The organism is Rhodococcus sp. MEB064 (assembly GCF_000834565.1).
In the GTDB taxonomy this organism is placed as follows: Bacteria; Actinomycetota; Actinomycetes; order Mycobacteriales; family Mycobacteriaceae; genus Rhodococcoides.
In genome coordinates this window covers 1-24559 of record NZ_JXQS01000039.1, presented here as the reverse complement: position 1 = coordinate 24559, position 24559 = coordinate 1, and the positions used below count along the sequence as shown (strand labels likewise).

14 protein-coding genes are annotated in these 24559 nt (G+C 66.7%); 13 read left to right on the top strand and 1 reads right to left on the bottom strand.

Annotation, left to right across the window (positions count from 1 at the left end):
• The first annotated feature begins 7 nt into the window (after positions 1 to 7).
• The 9 genes from RU01_RS22240 to RU01_RS22940 all read left to right on the top strand — a co-directional run bounded on the left by RU01_RS22240 (position 8) and on the right by RU01_RS22940 (position 15753).
• On the top strand, positions 8 to 583 hold the full coding sequence (locus RU01_RS22240) for a hypothetical protein (RefSeq protein WP_156148973.1): 576 nt from the start codon (positions 8 to 10) through the stop codon (positions 581 to 583).
• Positions 584 to 1002: 419 nt separating this feature from the next.
• Positions 1003 to 3882: an HsdM family class I SAM-dependent methyltransferase gene (locus RU01_RS22580; RefSeq protein ID WP_197074804.1), complete on the top strand. Its 2880-nt coding sequence runs from the start codon at positions 1003 to 1005 to the stop codon at positions 3880 to 3882.
• An 88-nt stretch (positions 3883 to 3970) separates the two neighbouring features.
• Entirely contained in the window at positions 3971 to 4531 is a 561-nt protein-coding gene (locus RU01_RS17295) for a hypothetical protein (RefSeq protein ID WP_042575822.1), read from the top strand.
• A gap of 703 nt (positions 4532 to 5234) precedes the next feature.
• Entirely contained in the window at positions 5235 to 5528 is a 294-nt protein-coding gene (locus RU01_RS22945) for a hypothetical protein (RefSeq protein WP_156148972.1), read from the top strand.
• Complete coding sequence (locus RU01_RS17285) at positions 5528 to 7435, top strand: type IV secretory system conjugative DNA transfer family protein (RefSeq protein ID WP_052493339.1); 1908 nt, start codon at positions 5528 to 5530, stop codon at positions 7433 to 7435. The genes RU01_RS22945 and RU01_RS17285 overlap by 1 nt, the downstream gene beginning before the upstream one ends.
• Positions 7432 to 7845 carry a DUF4913 domain-containing protein gene (locus RU01_RS17280; protein WP_052493338.1) on the top strand — a complete coding sequence of 138 codons (414 nt, stop codon included), beginning with the start codon at positions 7432 to 7434 and terminating at the stop codon, positions 7843 to 7845. The genes RU01_RS17285 and RU01_RS17280 overlap by 4 nt, the downstream gene beginning before the upstream one ends.
• 233 nt (positions 7846 to 8078) lie before the next feature.
• Positions 8079 to 8693 (top strand): hypothetical protein, encoded by a 615-nt coding sequence (locus RU01_RS23405; protein ID WP_042575820.1) that lies wholly within the window; start codon positions 8079 to 8081, stop codon positions 8691 to 8693.
• Entirely contained in the window at positions 8636 to 14869 is a 6234-nt protein-coding gene (locus RU01_RS17270; RefSeq protein WP_231568757.1) for a helicase-related protein, read from the top strand. The genes RU01_RS23405 and RU01_RS17270 overlap by 58 nt, the downstream gene beginning before the upstream one ends.
• A gap of 302 nt (positions 14870 to 15171) precedes the next feature.
• A complete protein-coding gene (locus RU01_RS22940; RefSeq protein ID WP_156148971.1) occupies positions 15172 to 15753 on the top strand; it encodes a hypothetical protein in 582 nt (193 codons plus the stop codon).
• A gap of 43 nt (positions 15754 to 15796) precedes the next feature.
• Here the strand turns inward: RU01_RS22940 and mobF are convergent, their stop codons facing one another.
• Positions 15797 to 21919, bottom strand: coding sequence for a MobF family relaxase (gene mobF, locus RU01_RS17265; protein WP_052493337.1), 6123 nt, complete (start codon positions 21917 to 21919; stop codon positions 15797 to 15799).
• A gap of 190 nt (positions 21920 to 22109) precedes the next feature.
• Between mobF and RU01_RS17260 the strand changes: the two genes are divergently transcribed.
• The 4 genes from RU01_RS17260 to RU01_RS17245 all read left to right on the top strand — a co-directional run bounded on the left by RU01_RS17260 (position 22110) and on the right by RU01_RS17245 (position 24528).
• Positions 22110 to 22478 (top strand): hypothetical protein, encoded by a 369-nt coding sequence (locus RU01_RS17260; RefSeq protein WP_042575819.1) that lies wholly within the window; start codon positions 22110 to 22112, stop codon positions 22476 to 22478.
• 207 nt (positions 22479 to 22685) lie between these two features.
• Positions 22686 to 22961: a hypothetical protein gene (locus RU01_RS17255; RefSeq protein WP_042575818.1), complete on the top strand. Its 276-nt coding sequence runs from the start codon at positions 22686 to 22688 to the stop codon at positions 22959 to 22961.
• A 191-nt stretch (positions 22962 to 23152) separates the two neighbouring features.
• Complete coding sequence (locus RU01_RS17250) at positions 23153 to 23539, top strand: hypothetical protein (protein WP_042575817.1); 387 nt, start codon at positions 23153 to 23155, stop codon at positions 23537 to 23539.
• Positions 23536 to 24528, top strand: coding sequence for a hypothetical protein (locus tag RU01_RS17245; RefSeq protein ID WP_042575816.1), 993 nt, complete (start codon positions 23536 to 23538; stop codon positions 24526 to 24528). The genes RU01_RS17250 and RU01_RS17245 overlap by 4 nt, the downstream gene beginning before the upstream one ends.
• Positions 24529 to 24559: the final 31 nt, after the last annotated feature.

Here is a 24559-nt window from a genome sequence, read left to right as displayed (position 1 = left end):
AGCCACCGTGTTCGACACCCACCACCGCCGACGCCCCACCACCGCCACCGTGCTCGCAGCCCTGGCCGTTGTCCTGATCGTCGCCGTCGGCACCGCCGTTGCGCTGTGGGTCACCGGCGACAGCGACGACACCCCCGCGGCCGGGGGAACCGACGCCGGGTTCACCATCGACGCCGTCGGAACCGACCCGATCGACGTCGCCACCGTCGTTATGGCCGGCGTGTTCACCTGGCAACCGGCAGTTCAGGACTCGACCTGGGACGCCCTGCACACCCAGGCAAGTCACCTCACCGGCCCGATGGCCACCGCCGCCGCACAGGCGCCGTCACCGGCCCCGAAACCCATCTCGGACTGGGCGGCGTGGGCACGCAGCGGCGACACCCTCACCGCCGTCGTACGGCCCGACGGGGACACGACCATCGACGGCGACACTGCCACCGTGCCGATCACCATCGCGCAGACCGTGCAACACCAGTCCGGGCAGGCCACCCCGTACACCACCTACACCGCCACAGTCACCGTGAACGACGCCAAGGGGCAGTGGAAGGTCCGCGACTACCGGATCACCAGCAGCAGCCTGTGACTGCTAGTAGGCGCATGAGGTCGACGATGCGCACGCTTGGTCGCAACTGTGCAGAACGGTTTCCGTCGAGCGACTAGTATGGCACGACCGGGTAGGCCGGCCGAGGGGTCATTCTTGACTGGCCACGAGTGCCCGAACGCTAGGACGGGTTCATCCCATGCTCGGGGGTGACTCCCCGCAGCGGGCACGAACGTCACCGTGGGTGGCGACACGGCGAGTGTCGGAGTGCGAGACCACCGGCGAGCACTGTGTGTGGATCGATGAGAGACCACGTCGAGAAGCGCCGCACGTGCGCCATCGAATCTCAAAGCTTCAGCGACTTGCGCTGTTCGGAGGGCATCGTAGCCGGTTCGCGAGCCGGTCGAACTGTGTCAGGGCGTCAAACTATGCTGTGTGACGGTCAGGCAAAGGAGGTGGTGGTGACCGCTCAGAAAGTGCTAGACGACCTCGTAGAGGTACTCGGCTACCGGAACTCTCGCGGGTACGTAGACGACACCGTTGAGCCCGGAGACCGCGGGATGATCTGGACCGACCTTCAGATGAAGTGCGGCGTTTCTGCAGCGTTCTTCAAGGGATCCGTACCCCTAGTGGCCTTCGTCGCCGCTGACACCCGCGACGCCGCCATGAATGCTCACGCGCGCTTGTGGAATTACGGCAGAGTTCCCGTCTTGCTTGCAGCGACCACGAACGGGGTACTTGCTCTCAGCTCCAACACCGCCCAGGCGTCGGATAAACCCGACGCAGCGCTGTTGGCAGAAGCGCTGCATGGACAAGAAATTCTCTCAGTACTAGCCGACTTCACCCGGTTCAGCGTTGAATCAGGCCGCCTGGCAAGCCGAAGGTCGAAGCAGCTCGACACACAGAACCGCGTCGATAACCTCTTACTCCGAAATCTCCGGACCGTGAGATCTCGCCTGATTGCCGCCGGCGTGCACACGGACGAGATAGAGCCTCTACTAGGCCGATCGATTTTCGTGCGCTACCTCGAAGATCGAAAGATTCTTCAGCCTGATGACCTGCGTCAACTCGGACAACCCGCTTCGCTTGACGCGGCACTCGACGACGGGTGGGACGCGTTGTCCTCGCTGTTCGAATACATGTCTGACCATTTCAACGGGGACGTCTTCCGCCGAGACAACCTTCCTCGTGCGCTCCCCCAGGTCGCCCTGCGAGTACTGTCGGACTTTTTTCAAGGAACGGACCTAGATACCGGGCAGGCGTCACTCTGGCGGTACGACTTCGCCATCATTCCCCCCGAGCTGATCAGCTCAATCTACGAGCAACTTCTCGCACCCCAGCAGAAAAACGACGCCGCCTACTACACTCCCCGTCGCGTAGTTGATCTCGTCCTCGACGAGGTGTTACCGATACATAACGGACCTGTACCACCGACTGTGCTTGACCCAGCATGTGGGTCCGGCATTTTCCTTACCGAAGCATTCCGCAGGCTCGCGTATCGACGTAGAGCCTTCACAACATCACGTCCGAGTTATTCGGAGCTCAGTACGTTGCTCGTTGAATCGATATTCGGTATCGACCGAAACCCCGACGCCATTGGAGTCACTGCGTTCAGCCTCTATCTCGCTCTCCTTGAGCATGTCGAACCTCGGACGATCTGGCGTGACGTGCGTTTACCCGACCTTGTTGGGACAAATCTAGTCATCTCCGATACTTTCACCGAAAACCAACTAAGCCATCGCCAGTTCGATATTATAGCCGGCAACCCACCATGGCAGAGCACCCTAACGCCAGACGCGCGAAAGTACTTGCACAACCAAGGCCGCCAAACACCGGACCAGCAGATAGCCGTTCCATTCATCTGGAAAGTCCAAGCAATGCTTAACCCAGGCGGCACAGCCGGCCTGGTCCTTCCCGCTAAGACAATCCTCCACAACCGGAGTGGCCCTGCCGACCGGTTCCGTCTGGAGTTTTTCCGCGATCTTCGTGTGCAAACCATAATTGACCTGTCACCGCTGCGTAAAGAGCTCTTTGGCGCAAAGAGCCCCGCCGCTGTAGTCATTTTTCATGCCTCAGCACCAAGGTCGGACGACTACATTCTTCACGTGTCGCCGCGCCGAACCCCAATAGCGGAAATGATCGACGGCATTGTCGTGCCACAGCAGAATCTGCAAACGGTAGCCAGGTCGCAATCCACAATCGATCCGTCAATTTGGAAAACCCTGCTGTGGGGAAGTCCGAGAGACTTGAACCTAGTGTCACATCTCAAACAATCTTTTGGCACTTTGGACGTTCACGCAAGAACTCGCGGCTGGCGTCGAGGGCCTGGTTTCCAACTCGCTAAAAATGGCGACAAGAACGACGCCACTCATTTGCACGAGTTACGCCACTTGCCAGCGAGGCTACTTGTAGCCCTCCGTGCACCTTCAGAAGATTCCTTAGAGGAACCCATCACCACTTCGGTAATGCATCGACCACGTGAGCAAGCTATTTACCTGGCTCCTCACATACTTATGCGGAAGGGTTTTAGAGAGACTCCGGTTGCCGCTTTTGCGCCCTATAATACAAGCTTCACAGACAGTTTGTTTGCGCTTGCTGGATCAGCTAAACATGCATCTGAGTTACGGGCAATAACGGCTGTCCTCTGTTCGTCTGTTGCACAGTACTGGTACCTCATGACATCGAGTTCATGGGGCGTTGAGCGCGAACAGTTGCAACAACGCGAATGGCTGAGCCTCCCGCTGCCAATCATCAATGAATCATCCCTCGCTGCGTTGAGCGACATAGTTGCGGGTGGTCGTGACGATTGGCGCGAACAAGTTGATCACATCGTGGAACGCGAGGTATACAAGCTGACGAACGAGGAACGTCAACTGATCTCGGACTCGCTTACATACAAGCTTTCCGAGCTCAAAGATGGACCAATGTCGCAAGCTTACGAGGCAATGTCCGACGCCGATCTCCGCGCCTACGCGCGCGCACTCAAGCAACATTTGGATTCGCTTGAGCTTGGCGCCTGGACTGCGCGATTGAGCGAAACGGCAGAAGGTTATGTTCGCATCACATGCATCTATAGCGACCTCGTCGGACTTCCCGCGACCGGGCCAGAGTTTACTATCGGGCACCTCCGGGGCGCCGACATAGAGGTGCTCGAAGAATCATTTTCGTCGGCGACCATAGTGGAGCCTCAGGCGATTATTCTAAATGATGACGAGATTCACATCGTTAAACCAAATCGCCGTGTGAATTGGACGGTCAGTGCAGCGGCAATCGACGCGGCTGACATCTTTCAAGCGTTACTGAGCAGCGAAGACGCATCTTCCTGGGGTGGTTATGCTTGAACGGGCCAAAGACCGAGTCTACGGACGAATGGACGCCGTTGTTCATAGTCGCGCAGTTGGACGGCTTCCGATACTAGTTCATGATCTGGTGAACGAAGCGCTTGTCAAGTGGGCTGGTAACAACTGGCACACCTTTGACAACGCAGAAATCAACTGCAGCATTCAGCTCTTCCGGTGGCTGGTCGAAGCTCGCAGGCTCAACAGTCGCTTCTACCCGCTCCAGATCAACATCGAGAATATTGTTCCCACATCGGCCATGATTGAGGGGCAGCAATCCGCGGCTGGGGCATCGAGACCCGATTTTCGCATTTCGGTGCAAGAAGGTGGGGTAGCACTGGAGGCCAAGCGAGTGACAGATTCAACCAGACACTGCCGAGCGTACGTGTACGAAGGAATGGCCCGCTTTGTAAGCTCAAGCTACGGCGCAAATGAACGCTGGGGAATGATGATTGGATACATCCAAGAGCCAAGCACTGCCGATCTCCAATCCCGCGTGAACGGCTACGTAACTACGCATGCACTGATGGGAATAGGCCACGAATTGGCCAGCACCAATCGGAGCGGCAACACCGAGTGGTTGAGTTCGGACCATAAACGGCCATCGAACAAGGCGATTCGCCTCGACCATGTGTGGCTCAAGCTGCCCTAACTGCGTGGGATGGGCCGGGCGCGGTTTGGTTGATCGCTGTCTTACTGGGCAGAGCACCCCACGAGCATCGAGGACGCGGCCGAGGAATCGTCAAGCGCGAAGCGCATGATCCGCGTTCGCGCAGACTGCCCACCAGTACGAGCGCCCGGAGTAGCACGCCGATCGATCCATGCCTACTATTCGTACAACGCCGTGCAGGCCCTGGTTCGATAAGATACGGTCGTCTCGGTTCGACCGTCGATGAGGGTCACGGTCGAGCGTCCATCCAGCACGACCTTGGCTTCTGCGCGTTCATATCGCGCAGGACGACCGGGTCGAGAGCTGCCCGACGCTCCCAGTGAGGCCCTTCATGTCGAACATCCGCGATACCAGCAGTCATCCGCACCATGTCGCCTACGACGCTTATGTCCGCGCTCTCGCGGCGACCGTAGCGGCAGTGAATAATCACAAACACATTGGACGCAGCTCCCTCGCGGAACCGAGTCATCGCCGTCGGTCCATGTCCGCGTCCGCACTTGCGCCGGCATCGACCGACCTAGAGATAGGGGGTTTGGCCGCCTGCGCCGCCGCGGCCACTGTGGCGGCCGCGGTGGCACGCGCTGAGCTCGACAGGGACCCGTCGGCGGAGGCGTTCATGGCGTCTATGCGCGCAGATGTCTATGACTCAGCGTGGCACGAGCGTCTAGTCGACTCGGGGGTCGACATGAGCGACGTCCGCGACGATTACGTTGCTACCGGTATCGCGAGCTACTCGCCACTGTTCGAGGGAAGCCCCGATGTCGAGGTGCTGATAGCTGCAGAGCTCGACGTCGTCGCCGAGGACGCTCTCGACGCGGCATTCGGGCCTTCTTGGCAGCCGGTGACCCGCACGGAGCTGGTGACTCCACCGACCGGCCTCGCCGCGACCGGTCAGGATGTCGACAACAGCGAGGTTGCCGACGTCATGGACCGCAGGCGGACCTGGGCTTTAAACCTGGACGACGGGGTGGACCTGTGATGGCCAGGAACGCCCCGACCGCCCGCGGCGCGGGTACACGGTCGTCGACGATCCCACTGGTCGGAATCCTGGCGCTTATCGCATCACTGCTGTTGTCCTACGGTGCACTGTGGGCCGGCTACGCCGCCTCCGGCACCAGCACCCTGGTGCCGGGCAACCCGGTCCAGGCGCTGATCGAGGTCGCGGCCGGCTCCCTGACATGGCCGACTCTGTCCACCGTCGTCCTGGTCCTCGCAGCGATGCTTGCCGTTGCAGCGTTGATCGGGATCGCGGTCCTGCGCCGTGGGCGTGGGACGACCGCGGTCGACGCCAAGGCCAAGTTGATGGCGTCGCCGTCGGAGCTGACCGGTGTCACCGGCAACCAGGCCCGCACCCGCGCACGCCAGCTCCGCCCCGGCCTCGCGCTGGTGAAGACCCTGTCCGACAGCGACACCGGCGCGGTGGTGGGGCGCACCGTCCGCGGCCGGGAAAAGCTGTTCATGTCCTGGGAGGACATGCTGTTCGCCCTCGCCGGTCCTCGTATGGGCAAGACGGCGGCGTTGGCGATCGACGCGCTCTGCGGGGCACCGGGCGCGGCGCTGTTCACCTCGAACAAGCGCGACGGCCACGACCACACCCGCGGTGTCCGGGAGGAACTGGGTGGGGTGTGGCGCTACGACCTTCAGGCGATCGCCGAGGGGTCGGCCACCGGCGACGATGGGTTCTGGTGGAATCCGTTGCGCTCGGTCGACTCGATCGTCAAGGCCCGCAAGCTCGCCTCCTACTTCGCCGCCGCGTCCCGCGACGACTCCGCCCGTGTCGACGCCTACTTCGACGGCGGCGCACAGGAGCTGCTCGCGCAGATGATGTTCGCAGCCGCGTCGGGCGGCGGCGACCTGCTGCACGTCTACGGGTGGCTCTCCGACGAGGAGAACGAACTCCCCCAACGACTGCTGGAGCGGCACGGGCATCAGATCGTGGCGATGCGCCTGGAATCGGTCCGGGGTCTGAACCCGCGCCAGCGTGACGGCCTGTACGACATGGCCCGGCGCTTCATCGGACTGCTCGAAGAACAGTCCTACGCGATGAGCGTGCTCCCACCGGACCGCGTCGACCTCTCCCACGAGGGCTACATCGACACCGCGATCGGCCGCACCGTGCGCTACCCGCACAGCCTCGACGAGTTCGTCGTCGAGGACTTCGTCGCCGGCACCGACACTCTCTACGCACTGTCGAAGGAAGGCCCCGACTCGTCCTCCGCACTCACCACCGCGCTGATCGGGTCGATCATCGACGCGGCCCAACGCACCGCGCGGCTGAGCCCGTTCGGGCGGTTGCGGGTGCCGATGCTCGCCGTCCTCGACGAGGCCGCGAACGTGTGCCGCCTCCCGGAGCTTCCCGCCTGGTACTCGCACCTCGGATCGCAGGGCATCTGCGTGATGACGGTGGTGCAGAACCTCTCCCAGGCGCAGCGGGTGTGGGGACAGGACGGAGTCAAGCAGCTCCTCGATGCCGCCAACTTCCTCTGGTACGGCGGCGGCCTCAAGGACAAGAACACTCTCTCCGAGCTGTCCGCGCTGGTCGGTGACCACGACGTCGAACGGTGGTCCAACTCGCGTAACGGCGGAATGTTCGCCTCCGGATCGACCTCCCGGTCGCAGTCCTGGTCGAAGGAGCCGATCCTCACCGTCGACGACCTCGCCGCGATCCCCAAGACGCGTGCACTGGTGCAGATCTCGGGCAACCGTCCGGTGCTGGTGGAGAAGGTCTACTGGTCCGACGGACCCAACGCCGACGGCATCCGGGCATCGCTGGCCACCTACGGCGTCACCGACACCGACCCGGACGACGACCTGGACGACGAGTCCGACGACGTCGCCGCTACTGCGGGCACCGAGAAGACCGACGGCGTGGAGGCGTTCCTGTGAGCGTCGACGCCGCCGCCGCCGACGCCGCACCCGCCGCAGAAACGCCGGAACGCAAGTACGCGTCCATGTTCGAGTGGTTCGACCGCTGGTACTCCCCCACCATCGCCCGCCGCCTGTCCGGGACGGCCGGCAGGAGTGGCCGCGTCTTCTGCCCGCAGTGGTGGCGGCACGACGAGGTCGTCCGGCGGCTGCGCGATCTGTGGCTGGCGTGGGAGGGGGCGGAGGCGAGCGACAACCCGGGCGCGCCGTCCGCGTGGTGGGTGCACGACGCCGACCCGCACCTGCGGGTGCTGCTCGATCCGGAGAACGGGCCGATGTACCAGTGCAGCAAGGACAAACACACCGACACCCGGCCGTTGCGGGCGAGCTTGCTCCCGCCGCCGCCGGGGTGGTTCGACGGTCTCGACTGACCGTTCCCGATACCTGACGCAAGCACCACATGGGCCCTGGTGGGTCCGGCTAGACCCACCAGGGCTGCAGCGACCGGAGATCGCGCTCCGGCCGACGACGACGATAACGGCCCCCACCGTGCGCGGTGGCCGCGGCCGGTGACGTACCGCCGACTAGGAGCGCGATCTCGTGGCCAAGAACTCAGATGACAACCAGCTCGATTTGTTCGCCGACGGAGAGGACAGTGACACCCATGATCGACCCGACAACGCAGGACGTGATGAAGCTCTACCTGGAGCACGTGGGATTGCCGACGGAGCTGAGCCCGGAGGACCAGCAGGAGTTCCTCGAGAGGGAGAGCGAGCGGATCGCGGAGCGGATCGACAACATGAAGGTCCACATGCAGGACCAGGTGCTGACCCGGTACGTGCGGGAGAACGGGCACCCGGCTCCACACTCGGAGCAGGTGGGTCTGATCAATCAGGCGTGGGCGCAGGCGACGGACTTCGTGATCAACGAGGAGATCTACGGGAAGCTCCCGGAGGACATGGAGGCGTATCCGCCGGACCAGGAGAGCGCGGAAACGGAAGCGGAGCGGGACCGAGCGCGGATCCAGGTGCACAGGAGCAACCCGGAACGGTGGCGCCAGCCGGTGAACTGCGAGGACCCGGCGACCTCGACGCGGCAGTTGCAGGACCTGCTGTGGGAGGAGAAGCCGTCGAGGTTCCGCTACTACGCAGTGCACCTTCTGCAGGCGAGGATCGAGGACGACCAGCCGTACCCGACGTCCCGAGAACACCCGCTGTATCCATCGTTCACGAGCCTGCTCGACGAGAGGGTGGCCGAGTACGCGGCAAGCGGAAAGTAACCCGCCGCAGCGAGAACGACGCCCAACTGGACCTGTTCGCGTTCGACGCCGACGGGGCCGCACCGATCGACCCCACCGGGGCCGACATCGGTGCCTCACCGCTGCCCGCGCCGCGCGATCCCGCCGAGCTCGTCGCCGAAGCTACGGCCACGACCGCCGCACCGGCCCCTGCCGTGGTCCCGACAGCGGCCCCCACCCCGATGCCCGCCGCCGTTCCGACACCGGCGGAGCTGGTGCGCGACGCCTACGGGCGGCTCGCGCGGGAGGACGAGGCGTCGGTGCGGTTGGTGCGTATCCGCGCCGACCTCGCCGGCACCCTGACCGACGACCAGATCACCGAGGCGCTGCTGGGGATGCGCCGCGACAGCGATATCTCCCTGATCCCGGAGGAGAACCAGAAGACTCTCGAACGCGAGGATCACGCGGCCGCGGTGAGCTTCGGCAACCAGAACCGGCACCTGTTGTCCATCGACGGCCGCCGCGTCGATCAACTCATCGGCGCGGCCCCGCAGGTGACGCAACCCGCCGACGAGCGTGTGGCCGACACGGTCACGACCGAGCCGGTGGTGACCGCAGTCGAGGACACCGTGGACGCCGCGGTGGAGATCGTGGACACGGTCGAGCCGGCTGCCGCCGATCCTGCCGACGCGATGTGGACGGTCGATCCTGTGGACTTCCGCCCGGGCACACAGGTGTTGGTGCCGTCCGGCACGAAAGCGCGGGTGACGGCGAACATCGACGCTCTGCGCACGCTGGCTGCGATCACCGCGCAGGACCGCTACGCCACCGAAGCCGAGCAAGCGGTGCTGGCCCGCTGGTCGAGCTGGGGCGCGACCCCGCAGGTGTTCGACCCTCGCCGCCCCGACTGGGCGGCCGAACGCGAGCAGATCCGCGACCTTCTCGACGACACGGCGTGGGGGCAGGCGCAGCGCACCATCCTCAACGCCCACTACACCGACCCGGCGATCGCGGCCGCGATGTGGGACGCCACGATCCGGGCCGGGTTCTCCGGCGGCCGGGTGCTCGAACCGGGGTGCGGTGCGGGCACATTCATCGCCCACGCCCCGGCGTCGGCGCAGATGGTCGGTGTCGAGCTTGACGCCACCACAGCCTCGATCGCGGCGGCACTGTCCCCGTCGGCGCAGATCCGCGCCGAAGGGTTCGAGAAGACCAGCGTCCCGCAGGGCTCGTTCACCGCGGTGATCGGCAACGTGCCGTTCGGTGACTACCGGCTCTACGACCCGGTGCACAACCAGGCCAAGCACTCGATCCACAACCACTTCATCGTCAAGTCGCTGGCGCTGACCGCCCCCGGCGGGTACGTCACCGTCCTGACCTCCCGCTACACCCTCGACGCGCAGAACCAACGAGCACGCCGCGACATCGCCGCCCTCGGCGACCTGGTCGGCGCGGTCCGGCTGCCGTCCAACGCATTCCGACGGGTCGCCGGCACGGAGGTCGTCACCGACATTCTCGTGCTGCGTCGCCGCGAGGACGGCAAGAAACCCGCTCCGCTGACCGAGCGATTCCTCGGCCTCGAGAACGCCACCGCCCTGGACGACACCGGCGAGGACGAAGGCGTACCGATCAACGCCGTCTACACCGATCACCCCGAATGGGTGCTCGGTGAGCTGCGGGTCGGGCACGGGATGTACGGGGAGGACACCCTGTCCGTCGCCGCCCGCGCCGGGGCCGACCTGCCGACGCTGGTCGAGGACTCGCTCGCCGCGATCGTCGACACCGCGAAGGACGCGGGTCTCGGTCACACCGCTTCCTGGCGGGACACCCTCGGTCCCACCCGCGAGGACTTCGAGCGTGGCCTCCTCGCGGTCGGCCGCGTCAAAGAGGACGAGCTGGCGGTCGGAACACTGCGGCACGACGAGCAGGCCGGCACCATCGAACGCTGGGACTCGCTGACCTGGGAGACGGTGAACACCCGCGGCGCCAAGCAGGTCGCCGAATGGGGCGAACTGCTCTCGCTGCGGGACACGACGCACGCGCTCATCACCGCTCAGCGCGACGGCAACACCAGCACCAATGAACGCCAAGCCCTGCGGGAGATCCTGGGTGAGCAGTACGACGCCTACGTCGCCCGCTACGGCCCGATCAACCGCTTCACCATGACCGTGCCCAAGGACCTCACCGAAGCGCAGCACGACAAGGCTCTCGACAAGCTCATCGAGACCTGGCGCAAGGACGAAGGCGTCGCCGGCGACCCCTACGCCGGGGAGATTCCCGAGGACGTCTACGACCGACTCTCCGACGACGCATGGATCAACCCCAAGTCACCGACGAAGCTCCAGAACCACCTCGGCAGGGCTCTGCGCACCGATCCCACGTTCGCTCAGGTTCTCGCGTTGGAGCACTTCGACGACGAGACCAGGACCGCCCGCAAGGCGGCGATCTTCCACACCGACGTGTTGCACTCCCGCGAGCTCCGTACGCACGCCGACACCGTCGACGAAGCGATGGCCATCAGCCTCGACGAACAGGCCCGCCTGGACGTCGGCCGCATCGCCGAACTGCTCGGCACGACCACCGAGCTGGCCGAGACCGCGATGGAGGGCCGCGCGTTCCGCACCCTCAGCGACCCGACGCGGTGGGTGTCGGCGTCGAGCTACCTCTCCGGCAACGTGCGCCGCAAGCTTGCCGACGCCGAGGAGCTGGCCGCGTTGGACCCGCGTTACCAGGCCAACGCCGACGCGCTGACCGCGGTGATCCCGCCGCGCAAGACCGACGTCGACGTCTCCCTCGGTGCCCCGTGGGTGCCGATCGAGGTCTACACCCGGTTCGTCCGGGAGACCTTCGAGGTGCCCGACGACGTGAGGGTCACCATCGAACGCGCGTCGGGACGGTGGTCGCTGTCCGTCGGCAGCTACGAGGGAATGCGCGCTCAGAACCTCAAATGGGCGCAGGTACCCAAGAAAGGGCAGTGGTCGACCAGCTTCAACTTCGAGCACCGCCCCGCCGAAGACCGCGGCATCAGCAACGCCGGTATGCGCGCCGGCGACTACGACTGGCCTGAACTGCTGACCGATCTGCTCAACAGCGATCCCATCGAGATCGCCAGCTCCACGGAGTTCAAGGAATCCGCCGGCGCACCGGCGGTCCACGACGCGGCGACCCGCGCCGCGCAGTCGAAGGCCCGGCGAGTGTCGCAGGAGTTCGGGCAGTGGGCGTTGCACGCGGACGAGGAACGCCGCGAGCTGCTGCTCGACATCTACAACGACAAGTTCAACTCCCTCGTCGCACCCGTCCACTCGGGTGAGCACATGAGCTTCCCCGGCCTCGGGGAGAAGTACGCGCCGTATCCGTACCAGCGCAACGCCGCCGCCCGGATCGTCTCCGAGCCGACGGTGCTGCTCGATCACGTCGTCGGGGCCGGTAAGACCGGCACGATCCTGATGGGGGCGATGGAGCTCAAGCGCCTCGGGTTGGCCGACAAGCCGTGGGTCGTGGTGCCCAACCACATCATCGACCAGGTCGTCCGCGAGGCCGGCCAGTGGTATCCCGGTGCGCGGATCCTCTCCGGGTCCGCGGCGACCGACGCCGACGGGCGCCGGTTGCTCGTCGCGCAATCCGCGTCGCAGGACTGGGACATCGTCATCGTGCCCCGCTCGGCGTTCTCCTCGATCGGTGTCGATCCCGGCACGAAGGCCGAGTACATGCGCGCCCAGGTCGAGTCGCTGAGCGCGGAGCTCGTCGACGCCGACAACGACCTCACCATCAAGCGACTCGAAGCGATGAAGGCCAAGCTCGAGGAAAAACTGAACACGGCGCTCGAACAGGCCGGGAAGGACCGCGGGCTGACCTTCGAGGCGTCGGGGTGCGACTACCTGTTCATCGACGAGGCCCACGAGTTCAAGAACCTCGCCCGCGCCTCCGGGGTGACCGAGCTGGCCAACGAAGGGTCGCACCGGGCCACCGACATGGACCTCAAACTCAACTACCTGCGGGCGATGCGGCGCGAGGAAGCGATCACCAAGGGCATCCCACCCGAGGAGTACACCGAGCGCGTGGCCACCTTCGCCACCGGAACCCCGGTCGCCAACTCACTCGCCGAGCTGTGGGTGATGCAGCACTACCTACGCCCGGACCTGCTCGACGACGCCGGCGTCGGGCAGATCAACGACTGGGGGTCGACATTCACCGACACCGTCGAGCGCGTCGAACTGAACTCCTCCGGATCGCGGCTGCGAGCCGTCACCCGGGTCGGTGAGTTCACCAACGTCGGTGACCTCATCGGCATGACCAGCGTCTACACCGACGCCGTGACACGCGATCAGGTGCCGGCGAACCTGCCGGTCAAAGACGGCGGCCGCAACACCGACGTCACGTTCACCCCCGCCCTGGAGGTGCAGGACTTCATCGCCGACCTCGGCTACCGCGCCGACAACGCCGACGCCAAGCGGCCCGACATCGACAACTCCCTCAAGGTCGCCAACGACGGCCGCAACGCCACCCTCGACCCCAGGGTGGCGCACCTCGACGCCGCTCCCCCGGCCAACTCACGGGCACACATCGTCGCCGAGCGGATTCTCTCCGTGCACAACGACACCCGCGAGAACACCTACCTCGACTCCAGCGGAGAACCACACCCGACACCGGGGGCGTTGCAGATCGTGTTCTGCGACCGCTCCACCCCGAAAACCGACGGTTCATGGTCGATCTACGACGGCATCCGCGAGGAGCTGATCGCCCGCGGGATGGACCCAGCGAGCATCGCCTACGTCCACGACTACCCGAAGCCGTCGGAGAAGGCGCGGCTGTTCGAGATGTGCCGCACCGGTCGGGTGTCGGTGGTGTTCGGGTCCACCGAGAAGATGGGCACCGGCACCAACATTCAGGACCGCGCCGTCGCGCTGCACCACGTCGACGTGCCGTGGCGACCGGCGGACCTGGAACAGCGTGAGGGCCGAATCATCCGGCAGGGCAACCAGAACGCACACGTGAAGGTGTTCAACTACGTCGCGGAGAAGACGTTCGACACCGTCATGTGGCAAACGGTGCACCGCAAGGCGCACTTCATCGAACAGCTCAAGAAGGCCGACCGCACGATGCGCCGGGTGGTCGACCTCGACTCGGACTCTCTCGCGGAGAACTCGGCGATGACGAAAGCCCTCGCCACGGGCGATGATCGGTACATCCGGCAGATCGAACTGGACTCGCAACTCCAGGAACTCCAGTCCGAGGCCGACTCGCACTTCGCCGAGCAACGCTCCATCGAACGTGACCGCGACCTGTTGCGCCGGGAGGTCCCGCGAGCACGCGAGCGCATCGCCATGCTGGGAGAAGCGGCACCGAAACTGCGAGCACGGCGCGAGGCCGAACAGTGGCCCGGCATCACCGTGCGCGGCAGGTTCTACGGACAGCGAAACGAGGCGGCCGTCGCGATGGTGACGGCGATGCAAGCCACGCACGTATCGCTCAAGGGAGAGGGACTGACGAAGTCGGTCATCGTGGCAGAGATGAGCGGGTTCCCCATCGAGGCCCGGCGCCCCGCGCAGGACAACTCGCTGTACCTCTCGTTCTCCGCGCTCGGGTCGTCCATGAAGTCCATCGACGCCGCGGCGCTATATGCGCGCATCGGGGACAGCGACCGCAGCCAACACGCGCTCGGCCTGCTCACCCGCGTGGAGAACATGGCCCACACCGTCGACACCGACCTGGCGAAATCCCAGCGCGATCTCGACCGTGACGCCCACCGCCTCGACACCCTGGAGCTGACGGAACTCTCCGACTTCCCCAAAGCCCGCCAGCTCAAGGACCTCTCAGACGAAGTGTCGCGCATACGGCGCGAGATCAAGGAGTCTGAGTCCAGTCCTGAAGCCATTGCCCGCAACGAGGCCCGCGCAGAGCGAGCCGCAGCGAAGGGACGAGAGGAAGGCTGGTCACTGATGCTCAACCCCACCCCGGCGCTCGTCGAAGAACTCGGCATGGAGACCGCGGACGACGTCCGCGCCATGATGCGACAAGCCGAACTCGACGCCGAGGTGCGGGCCGGCACGCAATCGAACGCGCCTGGCACCGACGTTGCAGACCCGGGCCGCCCTCGCCGGGGACTGTCGGATCCACCGGAGTACCGCGGCCCGGACACGGGACGTACCGAGAACGGTTGGCGAAGCCCGCCGGACCCTAACGAGCCCGGCCGCGATACCGGGCCGGAGGTGGAGTGAACAGTTCGGCACACTCGTGAGTATCCGAGAACTCGTGATCTGGTGCTTCGAGGATAAATCCCGTTTGTCATGGTGTCCGTGCGCGAATCCGGGAGACTCGTTATGATGCCCCTCCGACGAACAGGTGGGCGATAGTCATGGAGATGTCCCGAAGGAATGCGTTTAAGTACACCGGGGCAGTTGCACTCGGTGCCGGAGTGGCGGTGCCCGTGGCGACCGGATGCGCCGCTATCGCCGCACCCAGCGGTTCAGCTGCCCTTACCTTCGGGTTGGACTGGGTCTCGAGTCTGTCGAGTTCCATCATGGCAACCCTGATTACCGAGAACGGTGGAGCCTGGGACGACGGACTCAAGGGCCAATGGGAATCATGGACGGGCGGCGCGACTGACGCTTACCGGGAGCAGATTGACCAAGGGTGGGGTTATGCCGCTGGAGCGATGTTCGGTGCTGCACTACCACCTGCCGCCATGTTTTCTTGCAGAAGAGTCTCGGGGGTGACCGATCCGAAGACCGACCGACTAATAGTTCTCGTCGACGGAGGAGCACAGCGGGTGGTCTTCGACGCTTGGGCATGGCAAGGGTTGTCGATGTTTGCAAACGATCTCACAGCAGGACGCACCGGTGACGATCTTGCCGCATACCGCACTCTGTGCAGTGCCGCCCTGACTCCGTCGGGAGTAGCGCCAGAGGACAATTCGTCACCGTCGGGTCGGACTCAGCTTCTTTCCTATCAAGCACGAAGCGGTCAAGTGGAATTGCTTCGATCAACTGATGCAGACGGCAATACGGAAGTTCAAGTAACCACCTTCGGTATACCCACAGGTAACGACGGACCAACAGTGAGGTCTTTCGTTCTGCCGAAAGAAACAGCTCCCGAACTTTGATTTCTCCGGGGCGCTCAGACGTCGCAACAGAGCTCACGCCGGACTACAGCCCGTGATCGTTGTCGTATCGGCGTTCGTTCGAGTCAGCCTCGTGCTGCGGGCGTGAGCGGCCGTCATGTGTGGGAGTGTGACTGCGGCCGGTGGTGGGTGCGTCCGCGAGCAGACGTCCGACGGAACGTTCCGCGCCTTGTCGAGCCGCCTCGGCTGTGGCGGTGCGATTCTCGGTGTCAGTGACGCCGTCGATCATTGACGCTTCCGCTGCGCGGGTCGTGGCGTTGACGGCACGGAGGCGCTGCTCGGCGTCGTGACGCTCCGTCGCGAGCGTCATGGCACGTAGTCGGCGGCGTTGTTCGGTAGTGGCCTTGTCGAAGACGGCAGCGGCAGTGAGGTCCGCGGCGCGGCGCTGCGGATCGGTGGCGCGGGCGGTGATCGCCGCCCACTCGTTCGTCTCGGCCCGCACCCTGCCGGCCGCGTCGGCGGCGGCGCGCGTCGTGTCGCGGACCTGGCGGGCGAGGCGGTCGACGCGTGTCCGGGCGTCCTCGACGGCGGGTTCGGGTGTCTTGCGATCGCGTCGCTTGGCCCCGGCCAACCGGTCGGACAGCGTGGCGTGTTCGGTGCGCGCTGCATCGTGGTCTGCGGTGATGCGGCGCAGCTCGGCGTCGAGTTCGCGGGCGTCAGCGATGGCCGCGGCCTGCTCGACGAGGTGGGCGTGGAGCTTCTCGGTGTCCGCGACGACGGTGGGCTCGAATCGTCCGCGACCGGCACGGTCGACGAACGTAGCGAGATCTGCGTCCGGAACGAGGCGGATCGGATCCTGTTCCATCCGCGCGAGCAGCTCGGCGTCGGCCGCCGACAGGGCAACCTCCGGCTCGGCCTCTGCCGCTTCCTCGACTGCGGGCGCTGCCGACTGCACGGTCTCGGGGAGCGTGACGTCCTCTCCTGCCACGTCCAGTGGAGGTTCAGCGTCCACGACGGGCACCTGAGTGGGTGCCTCCATCGCCTCACGCCGAGCAGCGGCCTCAGCACGCCACAGCGCCGACTCGATGCGCCCGGCCTCGGCCTTGAAGTCGGCGAGGATACCGGCGTCGATGTCATCCGCGGCGCCGCGGGCGGCGATGTTGGTCACCGCTCCCCCGTCAGCAGCCGCCACGCGCTCGTACTCGGTGGCGGCGACCTCGGCGCGGGCACGCGCGACGGCTGCGGCGTCGTCGGCGTATCCGGCGCGCCAGATCTCCCAGTCCAGGGTGCGTTGGGCGAGCAGTCGGGCGTCGTCGTCGCCGGCGGCCGCGACGGCTGCGGCGACGTCGCCGCGGACGGCGGTGTCGATATGGTGCCAGAGCGCTTCGGCCTCGAACGCGGCGTCCGTCCAGTCCTTGCGGGCCTTGAGCATCGCCACCCGCGCCGGCTTCTGCCGGTCGGCCCGTTCCCGTATCTCGATCACCTGCGGTGCGCTGTGCGCCATCGCGGGGCTGGTTCCGTCGGCGATCGCCGCACGCAGCGCCCGGTGCTTGGCGGTGGCCTCGTCGAGGTCTGCGCGAAGGAGCCGGATGCGTTCGTCGCGGGTGACCGTCGGATACGGCAGGGCGACTCTGGCGTCGTCGAGCATCGCGTCGAACGGGTCCACTACGGCGGGGTCGTGCTCGACCTCGACGTTGAACTCCGTATCGAGCGGGGCGGCGTTCGGCTCGGCGACGGGTTCGGTGTCGTAGCCGTCGTACTCCGGCGGCGGTGCGTCGTCGTATTCGCTCGGTGCGTCCAGGGCGTCGAGGGAGGCGAGGTAGTCTGCGTACATCCCGTCGGGGATCGACGGGGACGCGTCGTCGACCGGCCCTGCGGCGTTGACGGCTGCGGGGAGCGTGCCGGGATCGGCGAACTCGGGCGGCAGGACGTCGCTCGCGGTGTCGCCGATCGCCTCGTCGACGGGTGCGAGGGCTTCCTCGTCCTCGACGGACAGCGGTTCGACATCGGGGCCGATGTAGGTGCGGGCGAGGTGGTTCTCGCGCACCAGCATCTCGGCGCGCCAGGTGAGCGCCTGGGCAAGCTCGTGCGCGGGGATGGTCAGTCCGTGATCGACCGGGTCGATGCCGCCGTGCAGGAACTCGTAGGCGGTGCCGAGCAGTTGGCCGGGCGTCCACATGCTCGGGTCGGCGGCGTCGACGGTTGCCACCAACGCCGGCCAGGACGGGTCGGACATGACGCGCACAGCGGCATTCATGCCGACCAGTTCGGTCAGCACCGGTGCCCACGACGGGTCAAGGTCGGAGCCGGTGCCGTCCGCCTCGAGCGCGGCCACCGACAGCTCGCTCGACAGACGCCACCACAGGGCGGCAGCGGGAAGCTCGTCCGGCAGCGGTGCCTGGCCGAGCGAGTCCCGCACCAGGGCGTGCACGTCGATGCCGGCACGGGCAGCAGCGGACAGGCGGTCGGCGAGGACCGGGAAGTACGGGTCGCGGGCGATGTGATGGTCGAGCTCGTCGACGAACGGTCGCCACCGACCGACGGCGTCGTTGCCGGACCCGATGACCTTCGTGGCTCGTCGATCGAGCGTGCGCTGGGCCTCGAGGGACGCAGCGGCGTACTGCGCGGGTCCGGTGGGTCGACGATCGGCGGGGTCGACGTCGTGGGCGGCGCGGAATACCGCGAGGTCGGTCAGCAGCGCAGTGTCGGTGTCGGCGCCGAGGAACGCGCGCGCCCACACCGGGGCGGTCGTCGGTGTCCACGTCCGGACGTCGGCTGCGAGGGCGTCGCGGTGCGCGGTGACCGACTGCTCGCGGGCGTCGAGGTATGCGCCCCACTCGGGCTTGTCGCGGAGCACCTTCGGCACAGACGGCAGCCACGGCAGCGGCCCGACGCCGGCGGAGTGCTGCCCCTTGGGGTCGAGTCGGAAGTCGAGGACCGCCGCCTTGTCGAGTGCGGAACCGAGTTCCTTGGACCGCACTGCGGTGCGCAGCGCCCGAACCGGGTCGCGGCCGCTCGCCCCGATGACGGCCAGGTGCCCTCGCAGCGTCGGCCATGCGGCCTCGTCGGTCAGACCGGGCACTTCCTCCTCGGCGGCGACGTCGACCGCGGCCATCACCTCGGCGCCGAAGTGCGCCTCTGCGCCGGCGGCGACGGAGTGGTCGTAGGCGCGTGCGGCGGGTGAGAGGTTCAGGTGCGGGTCGTTCGCGCCCGCCAACGTTGAGTGCGCCGACACCTGCGCACCATCGCGGCGGAGAATCGTGCGGAGGTCGTCGACCGCGGTCGGTGGGAGCAGCCCGCGTTCGGTCATCGCGGTGTGTAGATCACCCTCCGAGGCCGTTGCCAGGTATAGGTGGTTCTCCTGACGGCCGCGGGTGAGTGCGACGTAGGCGAGCTGACGCGTCTCGTCTCCGGTGGCGACGACGTGGCAGGTGTCCGCGGTCGAGCCCTGCGCGGAGTGCACCGTTCCGGCGTAGCCGAGTTCGGTCGCGCTCTGCACGTAGTCGGCGTCGAGGGTGACGGTGCGACCGAGTTCGAGGTGCCGCACGAGCAGTGCGCCGTCGACGGTGACGTCCTCGACGATCCAGCGGTCGCCGTTGCGAACCCAGTCGGTCTGCGAGAGAGGGTTGCGTCGGTCGTTGGATCGGGTGCGGACGGTGTCACCGATGCTGGCGAACAGACCGTCGGCAAGGGGCGCTTCCCGGCCGACAGAGGTGTCGGATGCGTCTAGTCGGTCGGTGCGGGCGCGGGTGTTCAGCTCGGCGACGAGTTCACGGGTCGGGGCGAGCATGATCGAGTCCTTGCCGGCATCCCGGTCTGCGGTCCACGCGGTGTAGGCGTCGTCGGTAGCGGCGCGGATGGAGCCGACGTGGACGCGGCCGTGGTCGATGTAGAAGCCGAGCGCGGCGTCGTCGCCGTCGCGCAGTGCGAGCGATGCGGCACCTTCGGCGCTGTCGCGGAAACGCACCACCTGGGACAGCGACAGTGCGCCGACGCGGTCGTGAATGTCGCGCAGCACACCGCCGGATGCGACGGACGCGAGCTGCTGGTCGTCGCCGATCAACCGGACCGTCGCGCCGCGGTCGGCGAGGGCGGACACCGCCTCGTCCAAGTCGAGGGTGCCGGTCATGCCGGCCTCGTCGACGATGACCAGAGTGTTGTCCCCGATCGCGGAGTACCAGGCGGGCACCGTCACCGGTCGGACGTCGCGGAGGCGTCGTGTGATGTCGACGAACTTCGCCAACGTGTCCGTCGTCGTCGAGATGTCCTGACGCAGCACGGCGGCGGCCGCGGCCGTCGGCGCAAATCCGACGACACGGCCACCGGCGTTCTGCCACGACCGCGTCAGCGCGCTCATCGCAGTTGTCTTGCCCGTGCCGGCGGGAGCGAGCGCGAGCTGCAACTTCGCACCCGAGGTGGCCATCGCCCGCACCAGCGAGCGTTGTCCGGCGTTGAGGTCGCGGCCGTTGGCCGTGGACTCGAGCAACGCCATCTCCACATGCTCGTCGTCCACGGCGACACCGTCGTTGCGCTGTGCGAGGGCGACGATGCGCGCCTCGGCGTCGAGCACGGCGGCGGTGGTCATCAACTGCGACTCGTGCCGGGTGTGGACGTCGAGTCCGTCGCGTCGTCGCATCGCCTGCGGTGCGATCTCGGCCGCCGGATCCACGTCTGCGGCACCGGAGAGGTCGATCGAGGTTCCTTCCGCGCACGCGGCGTCCGTGATCGCTTCGACCAGTGCGTCGATGCGCTCGGTCGGCGGGTTGTAGGTGCGCACCTGCCGCACCGCTTCGGCGCGGATGTTGTGTCGCAGGAAGCGTGAACGGGCACGCGAGACCGTGGCCACGACGTCGTCGGCGACACTGCCGACCCACGGCGCATCGAAGTCCGTAGACGGTGCGCCCGCGGCGCGTCCGGTGATGGAGGAGACCAGCTCGGACAGCGCCTCCTCCGAGCCGAGTATCTCCACCGCTTCGCCGCGCCACCCGCCGCGCTGCTCGGCGTGACTGACCGGTTCGTGCTTCGCCGCGCGCGTCTCCAACGTCGCCTGCTGCGCGAGGGAGATCGCTTCGATGGCGGACGGTTCGCGTCCGTGATCGGCTTGGAAGGTACAGGCCAGCTCGGCGGTGCGCGTCTTGATCGCTGCGCTGCGCGAGGACCAGCGCTCGGCCAGCCGGTCGTCCATGCCGTCTATCTCGCGCACGGGTCGCTTCAACCGATCCGCCGACGGGCGCTCAGTAAACCGCACACCGATTCGTTCGCGCATTTGCGCTTCCAGGACGGTGTTGTAGACCTCGGAGGCGGGGACGTTGTTTCGGTAGAGCGCGGCCCCGTCGAGCGCCAACCACTTCGTCGTCCCGTCGGGCAACGTGGTGGCGACTTTGTTGCTGATCGCGACGTGCGTGTGCAGGTTCGGATCCCCGGCGCGCGAGTCGCGGTGGGTGAACTGCGCGGCGATCAGACCGTTGCCATCGACCTGCGCGATTCCCCCGGTTCCGACGCGGGTGAAGCAGGCGTGCTTCTCCAGGTACTGCACGGCGGCCGCAATCGCGTTCTCGTGCGCCGCTTCGATCTGCTGCGAGACTTCACGCGGTGCGACCGCCCAGAGTGCGGACACACTTTTCACCGGCGTGAACGTCAGGTCGAAGCCGGCGACAGCCGTGGTCTTCTGGCGGCCGATCTTCGCCACCCACCCCGAAAGTTCCCGCTCGTCGGCCGGCGGTCGCCCGAACTCCTTGGTGAACATCCTCGTGCCGACGTCGGTGCGCAGACGCGCACGCTCGGCCGTCTCGATCGGCGCGTTCCACTTCTCGCCGCGAACAAGGTTGTGCTCGACGAACGCCTCCGCGCACGCCACCCGGTACGCGGTGGCGCCGGAGTCGATCTTGAACGCTCGACCCAACCGGGCGGCGCGCGCCGCGTCGGCCTGCGAGGCGCCCCGGGCGATCGCGATCTCGAACATCACGTCGGCGTTCGGGTGCAGCCCTTCGCCGAACAGCGCCTTCATCTGCGCCTCGGAAATCTGCTGCCCCTCGGCGACCGAGCCCAGCTCGGCCAAGCCCGCCCCGGCCCAGCGGCCCGGAGACTCGCCTTTCTCGGAGTAGTAATCGGCCAGCGATGTGGCTCCACGTTCTGTGGAATCAGCAGCAGCGACCTGCCGGGTCAAGTACTCGTACCCGTCCCCGGCGGTCAGCTTGTGCAGACCCATCACAATCGCGGACCCTACCAGCGAAAGCAGCGTTTACGGCCTTAGTGCATGAGGTGTGGGGGATTTACATAGGCGGGGTCGGACATCTGTCTAAATCGACGCGCTTGAAAAGCGAATTCAATGCGTCAGATGGCGGATTCGCTATGCGGGTGAGGTCGCGTCGGTCGGCGCACAAGCTAGGTTTGCCGACATGTCGTCCACCTCATCTCGAGTCGCCGCGCGCGCCCGTGCACGCGAGGCGGGACGCAAAGTCCTCGCCTCCCGCGCCGAGCGCGACAGGGCGAACATGGACTCGCTCACCGAGTTCCTCACCGCAGCAGAGGAAGTCGAGGCTGCCCGCCGCCGCCAGGCCGGCGCCCTCTCCGCAATCCGCAAACGGGAGGGAACGCTCACCGCGGCCGCTGCGCTGGCCGGCCTCACACTCGGCGAAGCGCGCACGCTGCTCGCCATGTTCGCCGCGCCGGGTCCGGCGCAAAAAGACGATGCCTCACTGTCGACGACCACGAATCCTGTCCCACACTCCGCCGATGTCCCCGACTCATCCGAGTCGGCGGTCTAGCACCACTGCAGGTGCTTTCGTTGCCGATGGGCACCAATTTCTGGACATGGTCAGCGAGACACCCAGGCGTCGAGCAGGCGACTTCCTGCTTGATGGCAATCTCGCGGAGCGTCGAATCTAGTGCGCTGTCGTACCGCTGCGGTAGACAGCGGATCACGACACGTGCGCCGCACCTTGTGGTGCACTCCCCGACCGGGAGGACTCACCATGCTCACACCACTCGCCCTGGCTGGCGTCGGACTGCTCATCCTCGGGATCAAGTACGTCGCCGAACATCGCACCGGGCCGCTCGCATGGGTCGCCGGTGCGATCATCTGGCTCGGCACCATCGCCGTCGTCGGTGCCGTCATCGCCGCGCTCGTCGCGGGGGCCGCTGTGTTCGCGCTCATCGCTGTGGTGTTCGCGTTCATGATCCCTCTGGCATTGCTGGGCGGGTCCGTCGGCAACGGCAGCCGAGGGGTCTACCCGCGCCGCTACTACTGACCCGGCGGACATGTGCGCGGCGCGGCCGTGCACATGTTGGGGTCATGATCTAGAGTCGTCCGTGTTCGACCGTCGATGAGGGTCACGGTCGAGCGTCCATCACCACCGGCACCACCGCCGCACGGCAGCTCCACCAGTCGTGTGTGTTCGGTTGCGTGTGCCGGTCGACGCTCCCATCTCGAAAGGCCCTCATGTCTGCCATCACCTCGCTCGACAAGTCCGCTGTCCTCGCTCGCGCTCGCGAGGCGATCGACACCCGCACTCGGTTCGTCGAGACGCTGTTCGACGCCGCCACCGAGGCCGCCGCCGCGCACTCCGCGGTCGCCGACGCACGCGACGCCGCCGCGACCGCGGACACCGCATTCGAAATGGCGTACCGCGACGCGATCGCCGCCGGATGGACCGCCGCTGAGCTCAAGGCCGCCGGCCTCCCCACCCCGGCCGCACCACGCCGGTCCGGTCGCCGCAGCACCCCCCGGCGCAGCAAGGCAACAACCCCCACGACACCGACGGTGTCGTCACCGGTCGACACCGCACCGAGCGACGGCGCGGCCGTCGACGAGCAGGCGACCGCATGACCGGCGCGACCACGGCGGTCGAAGCGACGGTGTGGCGGCGCACCCCTGCGGGGGAACCCGGCCGCACACCGTTGGCGCACGGGGTGTTCGTCGACGACGTCGGCGCGCACGAGTTCATCCGCCACCAGGTGCAGACGCTCCCCGACCGTGGAGTCGACGACGTGATGATCCAACTCGTCACCGTCGACGGCAACGGTCCGGCACGGCCGACGCGCAACATCGTCGGGTCCACCGAATCGGTCCTCGCGGATCCCGACCACCCCGACCAGGCGGCGCACGCGATCTCCTCCGTCCTCACCCGCATCGCGCAGACTCGCAGCGTGGACGTCGCCGCGGTGCTGGAGCACGCGGCCGCGTCGGCGGCGGCGAACGTGGGCGGCACCGACACCTTGCTGGCGGCGTCGCCGCCGTCCGAGTCGGCGCAGCACGTCGCCGCACTGGCGGCGTTCGGGACCGACCCGCAATTGCCATTAGCGAAGCGGACGGCGCCGGTGGTGCTCTACCTCGAGACCCGCGACCAACAACTCTCCGACTACGGGATCCAGGAACTGTGGCACCGGGACCGGACGAGCATCCGGGCGGCGATGCGGCCGGCCGACCTACCGTCCTCGGCGGTGACCGAGCTCGGTGCCGAGCTTGTCGCCGTCGACCGGCTCTACGCCGCGGACACCGACGCCTACCTCGCCGCGTGGACCGCGGCGGCGAGGGAGAAGGCGCGGCGGATGGGCCTGCGGGAGTCGGTGCCGGTGGCGGTGTCGACGGAGGAGACGGAGTTCTTCGACGACGGGGATCTCGAACCGATCTACGACCACGCGTTCGCGCTCGCCCCGTTGCTCGGGTGCGGGTACGTCCCCGACACGTTCCCGCACCGGTCGCCGGACGGCGGTGTCGACGTCGAGGCGTTCATCACCGCCGAGCATGCCGCCCGCCGCGGCTACCGCGACCGCGCACGCGGACACACCGACGCCAACGAACAGGTGGCGTCGTGACCCGCCGTCGCCGTGTCGGCGGGGTAGTGGC

What these genes read in the sequence shown, in the direction of transcription:
- mobF (WP_052493337.1), bottom strand. Translation starts at nt 21,919, where the DNA reads ATGGGTCTGCACAAGCTGACCGCCGGGGACGGGTACGAGTACTTGACC.
- RU01_RS22940 (WP_156148971.1), top strand. Translation starts at nt 15,172, where the DNA reads ATGGCAACCCTGATTACCGAGAACGGTGGAGCCTGGGACGACGGACTC.
- RU01_RS17245 (WP_042575816.1), top strand. Translation starts at nt 23,536, where the DNA reads ATGACCGGCGCGACCACGGCGGTCGAAGCGACGGTGTGGCGGCGCACC.
- RU01_RS23405 (WP_042575820.1), top strand. Translation starts at nt 8,079, where the DNA reads ATGATCGACCCGACAACGCAGGACGTGATGAAGCTCTACCTGGAGCAC.
- RU01_RS17260 (WP_042575819.1), top strand. Translation starts at nt 22,110, where the DNA reads ATGTCGTCCACCTCATCTCGAGTCGCCGCGCGCGCCCGTGCACGCGAG.
- RU01_RS17250 (WP_042575817.1), top strand. Translation starts at nt 23,153, where the DNA reads ATGTCTGCCATCACCTCGCTCGACAAGTCCGCTGTCCTCGCTCGCGCT.
- RU01_RS22945 (WP_156148972.1), top strand. Translation starts at nt 5,235, where the DNA reads ATGAGCGACGTCCGCGACGATTACGTTGCTACCGGTATCGCGAGCTAC.
- RU01_RS17285 (WP_052493339.1), top strand. Translation starts at nt 5,528, where the DNA reads ATGGCCAGGAACGCCCCGACCGCCCGCGGCGCGGGTACACGGTCGTCG.
- RU01_RS17255 (WP_042575818.1), top strand. Translation starts at nt 22,686, where the DNA reads ATGCTCACACCACTCGCCCTGGCTGGCGTCGGACTGCTCATCCTCGGG.